1 protein-coding gene is annotated in these 17,172 nt (G+C 53.7%); it reads left to right on the top strand.

The window, feature by feature from the left end; genetic code table 11:
- Positions 1–11: 11 nt before the first annotated feature.
- Positions 12–17,159: an AAA domain-containing protein gene (locus MXE41_RS01770; protein WP_247099144.1), complete on the top strand. Its 17,148-nt coding sequence runs from the start codon at positions 12–14 to the stop codon at positions 17,157–17,159.
- Positions 17,160–17,172 lie beyond the last annotated feature (13 nt).

Genomic DNA, 17,172 nt, shown 5'->3' with positions numbered 1-17,172 from the left:
TGAAAAATTTAATGAATCTCAACAGATACTTTATTCTCAAACCTTATTTTGAAATTTCCGTTCATCCTGAGACTATCCGCTACCCGGTAGTAGCGGCGGCCGAAAGTGGCCTCAGGGGCGTGGACATACTGGTAGCCGGTAAAGATTTTAAAGATGTAGCATTTACCCGCATTGCCCTTACCAGAAGCACTGCGCTGAAAAATTCAGGAAGAAAAAAACTTGATACCTCTTTGATGCCCGGCAGCGCCGCATCATTACTGCCTGACATAGGAGAAGAGTGTCGCAATATAGAATACCGTTATCTTCAGCTTGATCCGTCGGGCCTGTTTGGATTTCTGGTGCGCATGCTGCGCAAGGTCGACTCCCAGAGCATTCTGTGTGCTGAAGATGCCGATGAGCTTGAGGCTTTAAGCCTGTGGTGCCACATTCACAGTGTGGGCCGCGAAGAAAAGCTTACTGTTGATCTCACCGGTCTTTTTGATCGCGTTATTGATCTGACCACCCTGGCCAAGGGCGCTGTTTTTGCGCGCCGTGAGCTGGGCTGTGGTGACTGTTCCGTGGATCTTAACGCCACTGCTGTATCCCCTGTTTGTGCAGACGGCCAGACAGCAGAGACTGCATCTGGTGCTGCCACAACTGTATCTGATGAGTCTGAAGGCGCTGCAGCAGCCCATGCCGGTGGCGTGGACGCCGGTGTAGACGCCGATGCTGGCGCGGGCGCTGGCAAGAGCAAGGGAAGAAAGGGCAAGGCTAAATCAAAGACTGTAGCCAGGGTTGATGCTGAGGCTAAGGCAAAGTCTGCTGATGCATCAGCCGGTGCTGATGCCGGCGCGGGTTATGAAGCCGATGCAGGAGCTCAATCCGGTGCTGATGGAGCTGCCGCTGAGGGCAATGCTGAAAATCTCATCAGTGACTTTGTCATTGAGACTGAGGATTTTGAGTTTGGCCGTCAGACCTTCTTTGACCTGTGCTCAGTGCTGGCCTTAATCGATGAGCCGGACTGGCTCAAAAACGGTGCCATTCAGGGCAGCACTGCTGTCATGGCTCTGTGGTTCCTGCGCCGCCTCAATGCAGAGCAGGATTCGCTGCTGGCGCTGATGGAGCTGCCTTTAACCGAGCGTTTAAACGATCGTGCCGCCTCCCATGGCCTTGCTCTGTGCATCAATGACAATGGCCTGGCACCAGTTCGTCTGGGCGCCTACATGCGCTCTTACAATTATGAGATTACCCGCTATCTCGATGATGAAGAGCTCTCAGGACGTATCAGTCAGTTCCGTTTTCTTGAGTCCCAGGATCTCGATCCTGCCGGACAGAGTGACCGTCCTTATTTTGAAGAAGTAACCCGCCTTATCAATCTGCGCGGTGGTGAGCTGCTGTTGCCTATGCGCGCTGCCGGTATGTTCCTGCGTTTCTGGGACATGCATGTTTATGAGCAGATTGCCATTGATGAAGCCAGCGGTCGCAGCTGGGACGGCACTGATCTGTATTTTGGCGAAAGACAGTATCTGGCCGAATGTGCCCTGCGCCGCAAGCAGCTGGCTCTGTTAAGCGCCCAGCTGCCAGAATCTCTTACCTCCTGCCTGCCTGAAGAGCTGCGCTGTGATGAAGCTGAGCCGGTAAGCCCTGAAGATGAGGCTACCTGTAAGGCTCTCTTTACCTCAGTAGCTCCGCACAGTCTCTTTATTTACCGCAATGAAGCCCAGCTCAATCTGCTGCGCTATCAGTCTCATTACGAGAGCAATCTTGAATATGCCCGTGATCGTGCCCGTGCCAATATCAGACATTGCGGTGCGGCCTTTGCCTCACGCAATCTGGTAACCAGCTGGCGCCCTGAGGCAGACAGTCAGGGCATGTTCCCAGGCTATAACTTCCTGCACACCACAGGTGGTATTGTGCAGGCCAGTGATCCTGATTGCCAGTACGCCCTTAGCTTTACTGATGTTGGTCCTCTGTATCTTTCCTCTGCAGCCGCAGAGTCTGAAATCAGGGCACGCGCTGCCAGGGCTGATAATACAATGGCCCAGGATGTTGCCAGTGCTGTTGCTGATGCCATGGCTGATGCTGATGATATTGGACTTGGTGCCTCTGATGGTAAGGGCGCCCAGGACGGCGCTATCTGGAATTCACAGCTGCTCGGTGATGATATTGATCCTGAGGTGGCCGCCAGCCTGAACAGTCTGCACAGCGCTTCAGTCGATTCTGACGACGATCCTGTACTTCATGATTACATGCAGGACATGCTCCTTGATGTCGACGAAGTAGCCGGTGCCGGTCGTCAGCTGCCAGCCGATATCATTATTGAGGATAACTCTGACAATATGGATCGCCTTGACCTCGATGCCGAGGTCAACAGTGATCTGGCCACTGATCCTGAGGCTCAGGGCTATGCCCGTCAGCCAGGTGATGTAGATGCCGCTGCTGCAGCCCGTGCTGCTGCTGAAAGTGCGGCTGACAGGCACTGTGCAGGTGCTGTTGCTGGCACTGGCTCTGATCTTGATGAGGAGGTCGAGGAAGACGATCCTCTGGGCGATCTCATTGATGGCGCCATAGGCGTAATGGGCGGTGCCATGGGTGACGTATTTACCGGTGCGGCTGATGCCACCGGTCACGCCTCCCTTGCCGTAGCCATGACTGAGAGCTCTCAGGTCACTGCCGCTGCCGCTCAGGAGTCAGAAGGCAGCAGCCAGAAGGCCCCAACCTCAGCTGACGGAGCTGTGGTCGACATGTCTGACCCTGTCAGCATGGGCGGTGCTATTGGCATTATGGGCGGCGCCATTGGTGATTTCTGCGTCAGCACAGCTGATGCCATGGGCGATGGTTCTTCCCAGGGCAGCGTCGAGGGCGCGCAAGCAGGCATGCAGCCGGGCATGCAGCCGGAGCTGGATACTGGCATGCAGGCAGGTGACTCAGGTGAGCCTTACCAGGGAAGTCTTTTTGACAGCCCTGAGGATATGGCTGCTCAGGCTTCGCTGCTTGCTGATGCCTCAGCTGCCGATCCGGGCATGGCTGATGACCTTGAAGATTTTAATGATGATATTGATGAGGATCTGTCAGATGAGGATCTGGCCGCCTCTCTGGTCATACCTGATGACATGGAGGCTGCCGCAGCAGCTGCCGTCAAGTCAGCTTCAGGACTCGATGAGCTTGAGGAAGTTGATGCCGCAATAGTTGACGGTATTGATACCGGTATACGTTCTGACTCCATGGGAGCTGCTGAGCATGGTGCTGCTCTTACCTCTGGTATGGCAGGGGACATGGTAGCCAGCGCTATGGATCGTCAGCTTGCTGATGGCGATCTGGCCGACAGCATTGTTGCCGGTGATCTTGATGATCACTCCGGCATCTCCTTCAGTCTTGCTGATGGTGCCATTGCCGCCGGTGTTGGTATCGACGGCTTTGAAGATACCGGCATGGCAGCAGCAGGTATTTATGAATATTCAGTAAGTCCGGCCGCCCGATCCCGTCGTGACCAGTCTGCTCAGCTCCAGGACCAGACCCTTGCTGATACCATGGCAGCATCAGCTGTCGTTGATACCGGCTCTGCACGTGCTGATGGTGTTGAGGATCAGGTATTTGATGAGGCCGGCGCTGTCTTTGATACACCGCTGCCAGATGACGGATTTGATGCTGACGAGCTCGATGCCGGTGCTTATGGCACTGACGGCATGAAGGATCGCGTAGTGCATGAGGCCATAATCGCTGAGCTTGATGATGCCCAGAGTGCTGCTGATGCCTATGCATCTGAGGGCTATGCAGATGAGCCTTATGCGGCTGATGATTATCAGGACGATGCCGGTGAGGCAGGCGCTTATGAGGCCGGTTCTTATCAGGACGATGCCGGTGAGGCAGGCGCTTATGAGGCTGGTTCTTATCAGGACGATGCCGGTGAGGCATGCGCTTATGAGGCTGGTTCTTATCAGGGCGATGCCGGTGAGGCAGGCGCTTATGAGGATCGTTCTTATCAGGGCGATGCCGGTGAGACTGTGGCCTGTGAGGCCGGCTCTTATGAAGATGAGGCTTATGCTGAGCAGCCTTATGGTTCACAGTCCGACGAGCCTGAGCTTTACGAGGCTGAGCCTGTTGAGGCCGAGATGATTGAGCTGGACAGCATTGATGTCAACGGCTATCGCGAGGTGCCGCTGCATGTAACTGTCCGACACGATGAGACCCGCTCCTTTGAAGCTGGCGATGCTGACTCTCTTGATGATGCCTACTCCCGTGCCGTGGCTGCAGCAGCTGCTGCTGGCGATATGGTCTCAGGGGGCAGCGGCATGGGCGGCTATGCGGCTTTCAAGGGCATGGTGGCCCGTGGCATTATTTTCTGGCGTATGCCTCTGGAGCGCCGTATCAGTGGCAGCTGGATGCGTGAGCCTCTTAGCGATTTCTACCGCTCGGTACGCTTTGCTCTTAACCGCTATCAGGATTCCTATCCTTACTTCTTCAATTCCGGCCGCTCCAGTGAGCAGCTGGCTTCTGCTTTCCTGCAGCGCTTCTTCATGGATGGTCAAAATACTCCACTGCGCTGCTTTATCAGCAACATCACCCTTGATAATACTGTGGAAAGCCGTTTCTACCTTTCCATCCGTATTCCTCTGCATCCTTTCTTTGACAGGGTGGATGAAGGCGCAGCTCTGTGCGTGGTTGGCTCATGCCCTCTGGACAAGAGCTCACCTGTGTTCCTGCCAGGCCGTGCTTCCATCAGCTTTGGTGGCGATGATCGCGCCGACTGGGAGCTTGAGTGCTTTATCAGATTTACCCTGCTTGCTCAGGGCTGCGCACCTCAGGGTGATCTGCCAGATGTAAGCCTGGAGCCTTTTGAAGAGGCTCTGGCGGCCACCCCTGATCTGGCCAATCCGCCACGCAGACGCAACAGAGGCGGTGCTGCCGGTGCCAGCGCCTCCGGTCGCGCACTGGTCATTTCCGCAGGCCTTGCTGATGCTGCCGGGGCTGCAGGAGCTGCAGGCTCAGCAGCAGCTGCTGGCACAGCAGGGGCTGAGGCCGCCAGCGTTGCCGTGGACAGTGCTACTGATAAGGGCTCTGATGTCTCAGGTACTGGCAGGATGGGCAATGTGCTGGCTGCCGCCTGCATGCGCGTTATTCCTCCATTTGCCGCCCATACCGCCCGTCGTCTGCGCGACTGGGAGGACTTCCTTTACTTCAAGGAGGCCCTGGTAAAGCACCGCTCTCAGGGTCTGCGCTATTTCAGCTGGTCCTACAACGAAGACAGCGGCTGCCTTGAGTTCCTGGTAGCTGCCAGTGATAACGATGATCTGCGCAGCACCATACGCTCTTTCCGCCGCCAGAATCTGCATGCCTACAATCTCAGATCTTCGGCTGATCCTTATGTTTTCCGTCTGCCACCTCAGTTAAATGATCGCCAGAGCTTCAGCGTCGAAATCGATTTTGATGACATTGGACAGATTAACTCCAGTGCCACTGAGATCATCTCCGAGAGCAGTGCTCATGCTTTCATGATGGAGCAGTGCCAGTCTCTGCGCGAGCGCATGGCCCGTCGTATTGAGGATGAAAACCGCCGTATCAGCCGCCGCCGTGGCGACAAGGATGCCGATGAGAGCATATCCTCTCTTGATCCGCACAGCGCCGTTTTTGCCCTGGTAAGCGTGGAGCTTTCAGAAGAGCTCAGTTATGCCATTGGGCGCCTTAGTGCCCTTAACTCAAAAGGCGCAGCTTCAAAGTCTGGCAAGGCAGACAGGAGCGGCAGTGCCTCTCAGGCCGGAGGTGAGGGCGGTGCAGCTGATGCCGATGCCGCCATCAGTGCCGGTATTGCCAGTGTGCTCAGGGATCTGCCAAAGGAGGGCTTCCTTGCTCTGTCCATTGTAGGCGACCTTGCCCTGATAGCCCGTCACCGCTCAGCCGTGCGCTCCCTTAAGACCAATGAGGGCTGTTATGCCCCTTATCTGTCAAGCTATCTGTTTGACATCAAGGGGGCCCATCAGCCTGAGGTTATTGAGCCGGTAACCAGGTGGTTTAATACCGAGCTTAACAACAATCAGAAGCTGGCCGTGCGCAAGATGCTGGCCGCACCTAATATCTGTCTGATTCAGGGCCCACCAGGCACTGGCAAGACCACGGTTATTGCCGAGGCCTGTGCCCAGTTTGCCCGTCGCAATCAGCGTGTGCTGCTGGCCTCCCAGTCCCATGACGCTCTTGATAATGCCCTTGCGCGCCTTGAAAACCATCCGCATCTGCGCGCCCTGCGTCTTGCCGGCAATATCAAGCGCATTACTCCATCAGGCCGTGAGTTTACCGGTCCTGAGGTACTGGTGCGCCAGTACCGTGCGCTAGCCGATCATGCCGGTCAGCTTTGCGATGAGAGCTCCTCACTGCGTCAGTCACTGAGTGCTGCTGCCGCCATGATGTTAAGCCGCGAGGCTGACCGTCTGCGTGGCGGTCAGGGCGCTGACTTATCTGGCTGTGTCGTTCTGGAAAACTATGCCTCAGATCAGAGCTACCACAGCTATGGAAGCACTGATCTGCCTCTGCTGGATATCAAATATGAGATCTTCGGCGGCAGTGAAGAGGAAATGATTTCCTGGTATGACTGCATTGACGAGGATGTGGTCTCTTCCTTTGAGTTTGCCCAGTTTGACGACTATTCAGATGAGTTTGGCAATGATGACAAGGGTTCTGCTCAAGAGGCCGTAGCCGCCGAACTGGCTGAGCGTGCTCAGCAGGCTCAGCGTGCTGTGCTGCCAAAGACTCAGGACGAGCGTTCTGCTGAGGCCGAAGCTGTTTACGAATATGCTCAGGGCCTTGCCAAGCTCTTTGAGGATGACAGCGATCCTTATGCCCTTGATGAAAGTGCTCATACCATTGCTCAGCTTCTGGACACTGACAGCATTGATGAGGATCAAGAGAGCGATCCTCTCAATCACAATACCATTGCCCCTGAGGACGATGATAATGCAGCCGCTGCCCGTGTCGATGAGATCGAGCAGGATCTGCAGGATGTAGTTGATCGTCTTGCTGCCAGCAGCATGCCGGCTCTGATTGCCATGTGTGAGCGTATTGATGCTGACAGCAACAGTCAGGGCGCTGCCCGTGCCGAGCTTGAAAGCATGGGTGTGGATTTCAGTACCAGCACAACAGTTGAAGGCAAGTCTTACGACTTTGTCGATTCAGTCTATTCCTGTCTTAAGAAGCACTGCCGTCTTCGTCTTCCAGGCCTTGAGCAGGCTGTAGCTGAAGCCGATGAGATTTCAGCCATTCTTCATCAGACCGATCCTTTCTCCGATGGCGGTTTTGATCTGGCCTTACGTATTGTCATGCTGGGCATGACAGGTTATGGCATGCCTCTGGTTACCAGCGAAATGCTGGGTTTTACCCAGCAGCTGGAAAAGGCTGCTGTGGCTGACATGCGCCGTCTTACCGTAGCTGATCAGCTGCCATTGCTGACCGGCTGCCGCAATATCACTACTGCTCTTAATGAAGTGCCTTCCTTTGCTCAAAAGGAAATTGCTGAACTGAACACAGACCTTGAGCATGCTACCCCTGATCTGACTGGTCTTAAGCGTCCTGTCGGCCGACTGTCTGCACGTCTGCGCCGCCTGGTGCTCAAGGCAGTGAGAATAGGACCTCTGGCCCGTGCCTTAAATACCAGCGGCTGCAGCTCCTTTGAGGCTGCAGATGAACTCAGACAATCCCTTGAGAATGTGGTTGGCCGCCTTGATCTGGCTCTTGAACATGCCGGCAGCTGGCTTGAAGAGCTGGCCCGTCCATGTGAGCTGATAAGCGCCATGGACAGCGCCGTGCTGTCCATGGGACCTGGCTTTACCGGCAGTGCTCTGCGTCCAGAGGGCGATGCTGTCCATGTCTCAAGCATCAGTGCTGATACCGACATTCATGCCGTTGCTGCCAGTGCCAGTATGGCCGCCAGTGACCTTGCTCATGGCGCCAGCCTTATGGCCGGCACCACTGCAGCTGCCGGCTCTGCAGGCAGGGCTGCCGCCTCAGCCGCTGCAGCTGCCGACACTGCTGCATCAGGTGCCGCCACAGCCAGTGCAGCTGATGCCGCTGATGCCGCTGATGCATCAGGTGCCGGCGCAGCCGGTGCAGGTGCCGGTGCCGGGTCCGGACAGCTCAGTGAGGGCGTGGACGAGGCCATGCAGCAGCTTGGTGACTTCTATCCTTTTGGCAACGACTTTGTTGCCGCCTTTGACCGCTATATTGCCTCAGTGCGCTCAGAGAGCTTTGAGGACAGGATGGAAGGTCTTTTCGCCTTCGTTGAGGCAGTAAAGGCTATCCCTGATTTTGAGCGCCGCAGAGAATATTTCCGCTCTGTGCGTGGCGAGACTGACAGCGTCGATTATCAGAGCATGATTAAGAGCCTGATGGAGCACATCAAACAGGTACGTGCCAGCGTAGTTGACATGATTGCTCTGCTTGACAGTGACAGCAAAGAGGCCGATCTGTCAGCTCTGTCTGCCATGGGCATTGCTCAGAGAGATCTGCGTGATGCTGCTGCATCTGCAGACTATGAGGAACTTTTCGATGAGGATGATCTCAATGAGCTCAGACTGATCTTCAAGTCCCTTGTTCATAATCCGGCAGTCACGCTCAGGGACACTGAAGATGCACAGATCAGTGACAAAGAACTGATCCTTTTGAAGGATATGCAGTTTTATATCGAGCATTCGGAGATCACCAAAGCCGAAAGGCTCAACTGTGCCAGGCGCCTTGCCAGAGAGCTCATGGAGCGTGAAGGCATTGAAATGGATGATAAGCTGGTTGATGACGTGCTTGAGGAAGTCAACTATGTTTCACAAAAGCATCCTGCAGTTGCCCGTGCTCTTGGCAAGTCAGTAATCTCCGCAGCAAAGAATGAGACTGTACAGCAGCCTGCATCTGCATCTGAGGCTGCTGCAGCTGCCTCCGGTGCCAAATCTGCCTCCGGTGCCAAATCTGCCTCCATTGCCAGTGCGTCAGCCGGGACTGCTGCAGCCGATGCGGCAGCCGCTGCGGCAGTGTCTGCCGGCGCAGGTACAGATGCTGGCAAGACCGCCAGGGCTGGATCCGTGGCCTCAGCTGCCACCTCATGGGTCGGAGCTTCAGCTGATTGTGTAGAAAAAAGACAGAAGGAAATTCTGAGCCAGCTTGATGAGATCATTGACTGGATTGTAGACAATGCTCAGCCAATGATGAAGCTTCAGAATGCTGAGGAGCGCGCTTACAAAGCCGCAGATGCTCTTGCCAGCCGTAAAACTCCTGCAACACTGATGAACACCCATGCAGAGGCATGCTTCCGTGCCCAGGTGGAGTTCGATACTGTTGAGCCATTTGCCTTCATGGTTAAAAACATATGCTCAATGGCATCGATCATGGCATCTGATCTGTCTTCACTGTCCGGAACCAACAGGATTGGTCCGCGCATGCTCTCTACAGTAAATGAAAGCGATGAGCTGCAGAGGATTTTTCATTGCGTCAACATGGAGTGGAATTCCAGGGATGCCGGCATTGTAGAAAAACTTGCGGGTCTGTCCCGTAAGCTTGAAGAGGTGCGCAAAAAAATCAGAGAGCTTGTCAGCTCAACTGACTTCAAGATTGGGGAGCTGTCCATGATGGATCCCGAGCTCGTCAGAGAGTTTTGCCAGACCTTCATGTCAGCCCGCAACTTCCTGTGCTTTAGTCCGTTGATTGCATTTGATCCGGATAATTACGAGGAACGCTTCAATAAAGTTTTAGATATTTATGACAAAGTTGCCAGGTCTTTTGAAGAAGGCGACATCCCTACAAAGCTCATGGGTTTCTATATTCCTGATGAGTTTGATATTCAGGCAGTTACCAGTGCCATCACAGGTACCATACTCAATATGGTCAGTCACGAGGAGTCAACTGGTTTTGAAGCCTTAAACCTGCTGCGCACTTTAAGTCATATCAGTTCTCTTGACGATGCTGGCATATTCAAGGTTGATTACAACGCCGAGAAAAGCTCCAGTGGGGATGATAATGAGTCTTATCTTCATTATCAGTCTGTCACCATGGTCGATGCCCGTGACAACAGAGATGGTGTTTTCAGGCAGCGTCATGCGGTAATCAAGAAGCTGGTACGCAAGAGCCTGGTAGACATGCTCAAGAATACAGCTGTTTTCAACAACTGGCTGCTTGAGCCTGTATGCCCTGAATATGACCTGAGCAGTGACAACAGTGCTCAGCTCTTTAATGTCATCAGCATCATGAGTTCCTTTACTCAGCTGATGTCAGTAATGTTCAGGTTCTGCTTTGAAATGAACAGGTACGATGAATCAAAGAAGCAGGACCAGGATATTGAGCTCAATTTAAGCCAGTCTGACGCAGAACTCATGGATCGCCTTGCGGTCCGTGCCGAACAGCTGCGCGTGCTTATTGACTCCTGTGCCGGTGCTGATGATTTGATTATGCGTCCTGAGGACTCTTCAGAGGACCTGGCTGACAAGGCTCAGAGTCAGCCGGCAAAGAGCGGACGTTTAAGACGTGGTGCCCGTAAGAACAAGGCCAAAATCGAGGCTGAAAATGCCCGTGCTCAGGCTCAGCGTCAGGAAGATATTAAAAAGCAGCAGGAGAGAATTAAAAAGGCTCTTGATTATGCTGCTGAGCACCGTGGCTGTACTGCCATTTTTGCTCCTGTGGGCAAAATTTCACAGTCGGCTGACGGCCTTGTCTCCACAGCGCACAATTTTGCTGTATTTGAGAGCAAACTGGATGCTCTCTTTGGTCCTCTGGATGACGATCTCAGACAGGCTGCTCTCGAGCAGACCCGTGGTTCTCTTACAAGAGACCTCAGTTCAGAGCTCAGCGATGTAGACAAAGGTCTTATTAAATCATTTGTAAAGCACTTTAACGCTAATATCGAGAATGACTCGATGCACTGCAATATGAGCTTTACAGGTACCCGTCTTGGTGACGTCCATGATCTCTATGTGAGCGGATTGATGCACCAGGAGTTTGTCAGAAGAAGTGGAACCGTTCTGGCTGCCGGTTCTTTTGTACCAACGGCTATGAGCGCTGAGGCCAGGGCCGCTGCCGGCATAGACCTGTCGGCAGTCAGTGAGGAGGCAAGAGCAAAGGCCTGGGCAGAGCATAAGGCCAGAATCAGTGACCTTGAGGAGGTCGTTAAATCTACCGTTTCAGCTTCTTTTGCAGCTTACAGCGCAGAAGATGCAACCCAGGAGGATAAAAAGGCTGCTTATGCTGCTGTTAATGCTGCAAATCAGGAACTTGAGTATGCGGAGTCCAGGATAACAGTAAAACTTACCCGTGCCGATCTGTGTGCTGTTTATGCCCGTATTGTGGCAATTATGATCTCATTGAGAGCAAAGGCAGCCGGCAGTTCCGATCTTGATCTGTCATGCCTTGCCTTATATCCAATGGCAACTGGTCACCGTATTGCCGCCTGCTGTGATTTGAGCAAGCTCAGGGGGCTGTACAGGGATATTTGCGAACTGCGTCCGCTGTTCCGCAGCAAGTTTGGCGAGTTCATTAACAAGAACATCAAGACCTATAACGATTTGACCACTGATGCCAGAAATCAGAAGGTTGAAAATCAGGGCACCACGGAGCTCGTAAGAGGTCCAAAGGGACCTATGGAGTTTATTGACACCGGCTGTAACTACTTTAATACCATGGCCGAGTGTCACGAAATTCTCGAGAAGGCAGTAGATTTTGGTAATACTGTTGCCGGAGAGGAGTTCTTCACTCTGGGCTCGATAATGGCTGATGTGGATCTGAATGTCCGCCGTACCTTAAATGCCGGTCATCCTGTTCTTGAGGGCACTATGGATGAGGATCTGGAAGACCTTATCCCTCGCGATACTCACAGTAAAGGTCTGAGTCTGCTCAGTCCTCCTGAAAAGCCTGAATATCTGTTACTGCCATACTCCATGCTGGAAGTTGCAGATGATCCTGATCACAGGGAGGAAGTTAAAGCTCAGCTGGAAAAGAGCAGGAAGCAGTTTACGTCAAGATACTCCAATGCTTTTGACAGCAGCATGAAGTATCTGTATGACAAATACAAAGACTTTTATAAAGTAGCTTTGCTGTCCCGTACCATTGTTAATGACATGAGGAGGATTACCGAAGAGGATCTTCTGCCTGAGGTCTATCATCACCTCATGAAACTCTCATGGGCAGACAATGTGCGTCTTGCCTCTGCCCGTGTTGAGCTTTGCCCTTGTCAGGAAACAATTGAAATGTTCTGGGCCTGTGTCTGTACAGAGCCTGGTGAGCTTGAATTCAGATTTGATGATGCTGCTGCTCTGGCTGAGAAGTATGGCATGCCTCAGGGTATTTACAGATTCTTCCAGATTCTCAAAAAGCATGAGTTTGAAACTCTGCCTGATGTAGAGCAGGTTTCATCCTCAGGTCTGATTCCATTACAGGTAGGTCATAACGGTGTTATGGCCAGCATGACCAATCTGCTGGCTGAGCTTCTTGAGTCAGGCTATCCTGAAAACAGGCTTTCATCTCAGAACCTGAAGTTCATCAAGAAATTTGCCGATGATTTCATTGACAGATTTAAGGAAGGCAATTACAGCAATCCTTTCACTAACAAGATAGATCCGCGCCGTCTGCTCAAGGCACTTGCCAATCGCCCTCAGATGCTCAAGATGCTGAAGATCGATCTGTCCGAAGTTGACCTTGATACCGATTACAGGAAACTGGCCCCGGATGCAGATGTAAAAGATGCCAGCGGGGAAGACCACAAGCAAGAGCACGAGCAAGGCCACGAGCAAGGCCACGAGCAAGGCTCTGCCGGTGCCTCCGGATCAGATGCTGCCGCATCAGATGCTGTTGCATCAGATGCTGCCGCATCAGACAGCTCAAAGGACAGCTCCGCCGGCACTGACCAGCAGTCAGCTGACTCTGCCTCTGCCTCTGAAGCTGCTGATGAGGCCTCTGGCTTCGAGGCTGGCGCTGAGGGTAACAGTCATGATGCAGGCGGAACAGCCAGTTATGAGACTGAAAGCAAGTCTGCAGCTTCTGATAATGCTTCACAAAACATTACAGATAAGCATGCTGCTCATGATGATGAAGAGGCACAGTCTGAGCTGGTTACTGATGTTGCCAGTGGTGACATTGAGCCATCTGTTCAGGCCGATGCTGCCATTCAGGTAGATGCTGCTATTCAGGCCGATGCCGGAGTTGCGGCCGATGCTGGCCTTGAGTCCGAGGTCAGGGGTGAAGACTCTGTCGATGGTGATGACGTGGCCTGTGCAGAGGATGAATCCTGTTGTGGTGCTCTGTCTTCATATAGCTTTAGTGAAGAACAAATCCTCAATGGTACTGTGCAGGTGGTACCTCATGAGCGCTTTGTAGCTTATATGACCCTCAAGGAGGCACTCGAGTACGACGATCTCTATATACATGCAGATGACGATTACATAAATGACATTTGCATTTACGAGGATCTGGCTGTAGAGCTTGGATTTAATATTACTTTTAAAGAAAGTATTGCCTCGGTAACCAGGGTTGAGAGTCTGATAGCAGAACTTGGCGATGAGGACAGGTCTCACTTTGCCTATGCCATGTCACTGCTGGGCCGAACTCTTATCAGCCACATGCAGACTTCTCTGCAGCAGATAAGCGAGCGTCTGAGTGGTGTTGAGGAAGGTATCAGGGAGCTGGGCAGCAGTCTGCTTACTGTATGCAATGATGTTATTACCGGTTACAGCGGCAACGCTGCCAGCCGTATTCTTTCCATGAGACGCTGCGGCTTTATTTCCGAGCTGGTGCGCAGCACTGAGCAGTTCTTCTTCTCAGGTATGACTATGAAGGATGAAATTCCTTCACTGGCTCCTGCCCTTGAGCTGGCCCGCCGTCGAGTGCAGGCCTGTGATTGCGCTCAGCCGCTGCCACTTTCTGCCCATGAGCAGGCTGTTGCTAAACGTGCCGCTGCTGCTGCAGCTGAGCAGGCCCGTCGCAGGTCTTCAGCAGGTCTTGCCTTTGCCGGTGCAGCTGCATCTGCAGCTGGTAAGGGCGTCAGGGGCGGTGGCGTAATGGCAGCCGGTTATGCTGCTGGTAAGGCAGCTGCCACACTGGCAGCTGAAACCTCACCTGAGGCACTGCGTCTGGTGGCAAGTGATGGCTTTGGTGCTCTGGCATCAGAGTGGGCAGATATCCTTGGTAATGCCGACGGTCATGCCCGCCGTGACTGGGATGAGGTCGAAGCAGCCTATATTCAGAGCTGTAATGTGGTCGCAGTTTCCTGTAATGAAAACGAACGTACCCTGGCTGCTCACGATTTTGATGCTTTTGACGTGGTCATTATTGACGAGGTTTCCAAGGCCACTCCTCTGGAGCTGCTGCTGCCTTTAATGCGCGCTCCAAAGGCCGTGCTGGTAGGTGACCACCGTCAGCTGCCTCCTATTTTCAATGAGCGTGACGGCATGACCTTTGAAGATGAGGTCGACCGTCTTGAAAATGCCCGTAATAATGCCAGTGCCGGTATTGCTGGCGAAGATGAGGAGGGTGCATTTGATGAGTCTGTAGCCCAGCTGACCCGCTCGAACTTTGAGCGTTATGAAAACATGGTCACTGCCTCCCTGTTCAAGGAACTCTTTGAGCAGGCTCCGGAGAGCTTAAGACAGCGTCTTGACATGCAGTTCCGCATGCATCCTGAGATCATGCGTCTCGTTAACTTCTTCTATGACGAGAGTCTGCACTGCGGTAACCCTGAGCGTGATCGTTCTCATCCTGTAGTACTTCAGGATGAGGCCGGCCATACTCTTATTGGCCCTGATGATCACATTCTGTGGGTGGATACTACCCTTAATGAACAGGGTAAAGCCTATACCATTGAAAGTAACCGCAACGTCAACTATGTCGAGGCTCATCTGATTGCCAAGACCCTGATTGAGATGGAGCATATCTGCACTGCTGCCGGTTATGGTCCGGGCAGAAAGCTGCAGGTAGGTGTGGTTTCCTTCTATCAGCCTCAGTGCCGTGCCATTCGTGAGCAGATAACTGCCATGGTGGGACGCAACAGCAACTGGTTTGATGCCCTTGATGTGGAGATCAATACCGTTATCCGCTATCAGGGTAAGGAAAAGCCGGTAGTAATACTGTCGCTGGTCAAGAATAATGGCGGTCCTTTCAATCAGCACTTCCCGGCAGGAAGAGCCAATGTGTCACGCTTTGAGTTCATCAACGTGGCCATGAGCCGTGCTCAGAATCTGCTGATGGTCTTTGGTGCCCGCAATATGTACAACAACCGTGATGTACGTATGCCAGCCATGGATCGCAAGGGTACTGAAACCCGTCAGGTCTACCGCGCCATGTTTGACTATCTGGAGCTCAATTCCAGCTCCGGCCGCATGACTACCGCTCCGGCTTTCACCACAGTGCTGGGCACTGCCAATGAAATTGCCCGTGAGAACAATGTTACTGCCGCCTCCCGTCATGGTGGTCACCAGACCTTTTACGCCGACGCAGAAAGCAGGAACAGACGCCGTGCATCGGGCTCACACAGGAATGGTGCTGAGCAGGCACACAAGGTCAATGAGGTCACCCAGGTGCCTTCAGTTTGGGAAGAGCATGCCCGTCTTGAGCAAAGTGATCAGATCAACACCCATGAGAGCATGGATGACTCATCTGTACTGAAGAGTGACCAGTATGCTCAGTCCCAGGATCGCCGCTCCGACCGTGCGGGCTCTTATGGCCAGGATCGTTATGACAACAGTGCCCAGTGGCGCAGTGCCAACGCCTTTGCCTCATCATCGGATCAAGACCGTGCTGCACCGTCAGCTGATGCCACTGACAGGACTGATGCTGGCAGCTCACGTAACGCCAGCTCAGGTGTATGGCAGCGTTCTGCCAGGAGCAGTACTGAAAGCTCAGGTGGCTGGAATCGTGGCAGCACAGGCGGCGGCAGCTCTGCCGCTGGCAGCAGGACTGGTGGATACACTGCTGCTGGCAGCAAGACCGGCGGATACACTGCCGGTGGCTCCAGCAACGGATCAAGTGGTGGCTGGAGCAGTGGTACAGGCGGCAAGGGTGTCTGGAACAGTAGCAACAGTACCAATGGTGTCTGGAACAGCGGCAACAGCAGCAATGGCGGCTGGAGCAGTGGCAACAGCAGCAACAGCAGCTGGAGCAGCGGCAACAACAGTGGTGGCTGGGGCAATGCAAGCTGGAAGCGCAACAGCTGGGGCAATACTGGCTGGAAGCGCAAAAACAGCAATGCTGGCGGCTGGAACAGCAACAGTAACAGCACCGGCAGTGGCTTCAATGGCAACAGTAATGGTGCCGGTCCGGGCGGTGGCTGGAACAGCAGTTCCCGCAACTCCTGGCAGGATAACCGCAGCAGTCGCAGTGAGGGCTATAACAGCTCAGGCTTTGGACGTTCGTCAGATTCAGGAGATTACCGCTCTGGTCGCGACAATGAGACCAGGGGATGGAATAACTCCGATGAACTGGTTTACAGCAGCGGCAATGTAGAGCAAAGCTCACTTGCAAGTCAGCTGGCCTCAATGCTTAACACCTCGCTAAAACCTGATCTGCCTCCGGCTGTCAGGGTTGACGAGGACACGGACTCCGACGTCTCAAATGACAGGGACGTCATTGGCGGAGATTCCAGCACAAGAGCTGACGCAGCAGGCTCCAGTGCCAGAGCAGGCGCCGGATCATCAGCCACTAAGGCATCAGCCACCAGGGCAGATGGGGCGCAGAGCTCTGGAGCTGGCAGCGCAGCTGACAGTGATGACAGTTCAGGTGCTGACACTTCAGGTGCTGACAGGGGCTCAACATCGGGCAATCTTCCTGATGCACCGGAGCTGATTCCTCCTGTTGCTGAGGACATGAGTTCTCAAAGTGACAGCGATGATGAGGCAGATGGTGATGATGGCGAGTCCTTTGCGGCCCTGCTTGCCAGCGAGGGCTTTGGACAGATCAGAAAGCAGCCACAGGAGCGTTCATCCGCCACTGTCTACAGCACGGGCAAAAAGGCCACGGCTGCAAAGGTGGGGGCTGCCTCAAAGGCCGGTGCCGCCTCAAAGGACGCAGCTGCCTCTAAGGGCGGGGCTGGGGCACAATCCGGGACAGCAGCAAAAGCTGCCCGGTCAGAAAGTGGCAGCACCGGAAATTCCGGAAGCTCCAAAGGGGTCAGCGCAGCTTCTTTAGCAAGCCTGGCAGAACATTTTGGCGGCGGCAAAAAGGGCCGCAAGTAACAGGAGAAGGTAA

Origin of the sequence: Anaerobiospirillum sp. NML120449, from assembly GCF_023051105.1 — a bacterium.
Lineage (GTDB): Bacteria > Pseudomonadota > Gammaproteobacteria > Enterobacterales > Succinivibrionaceae > Anaerobiospirillum.
This window is presented reverse-complemented; position numbering and strand designations above follow the sequence as displayed.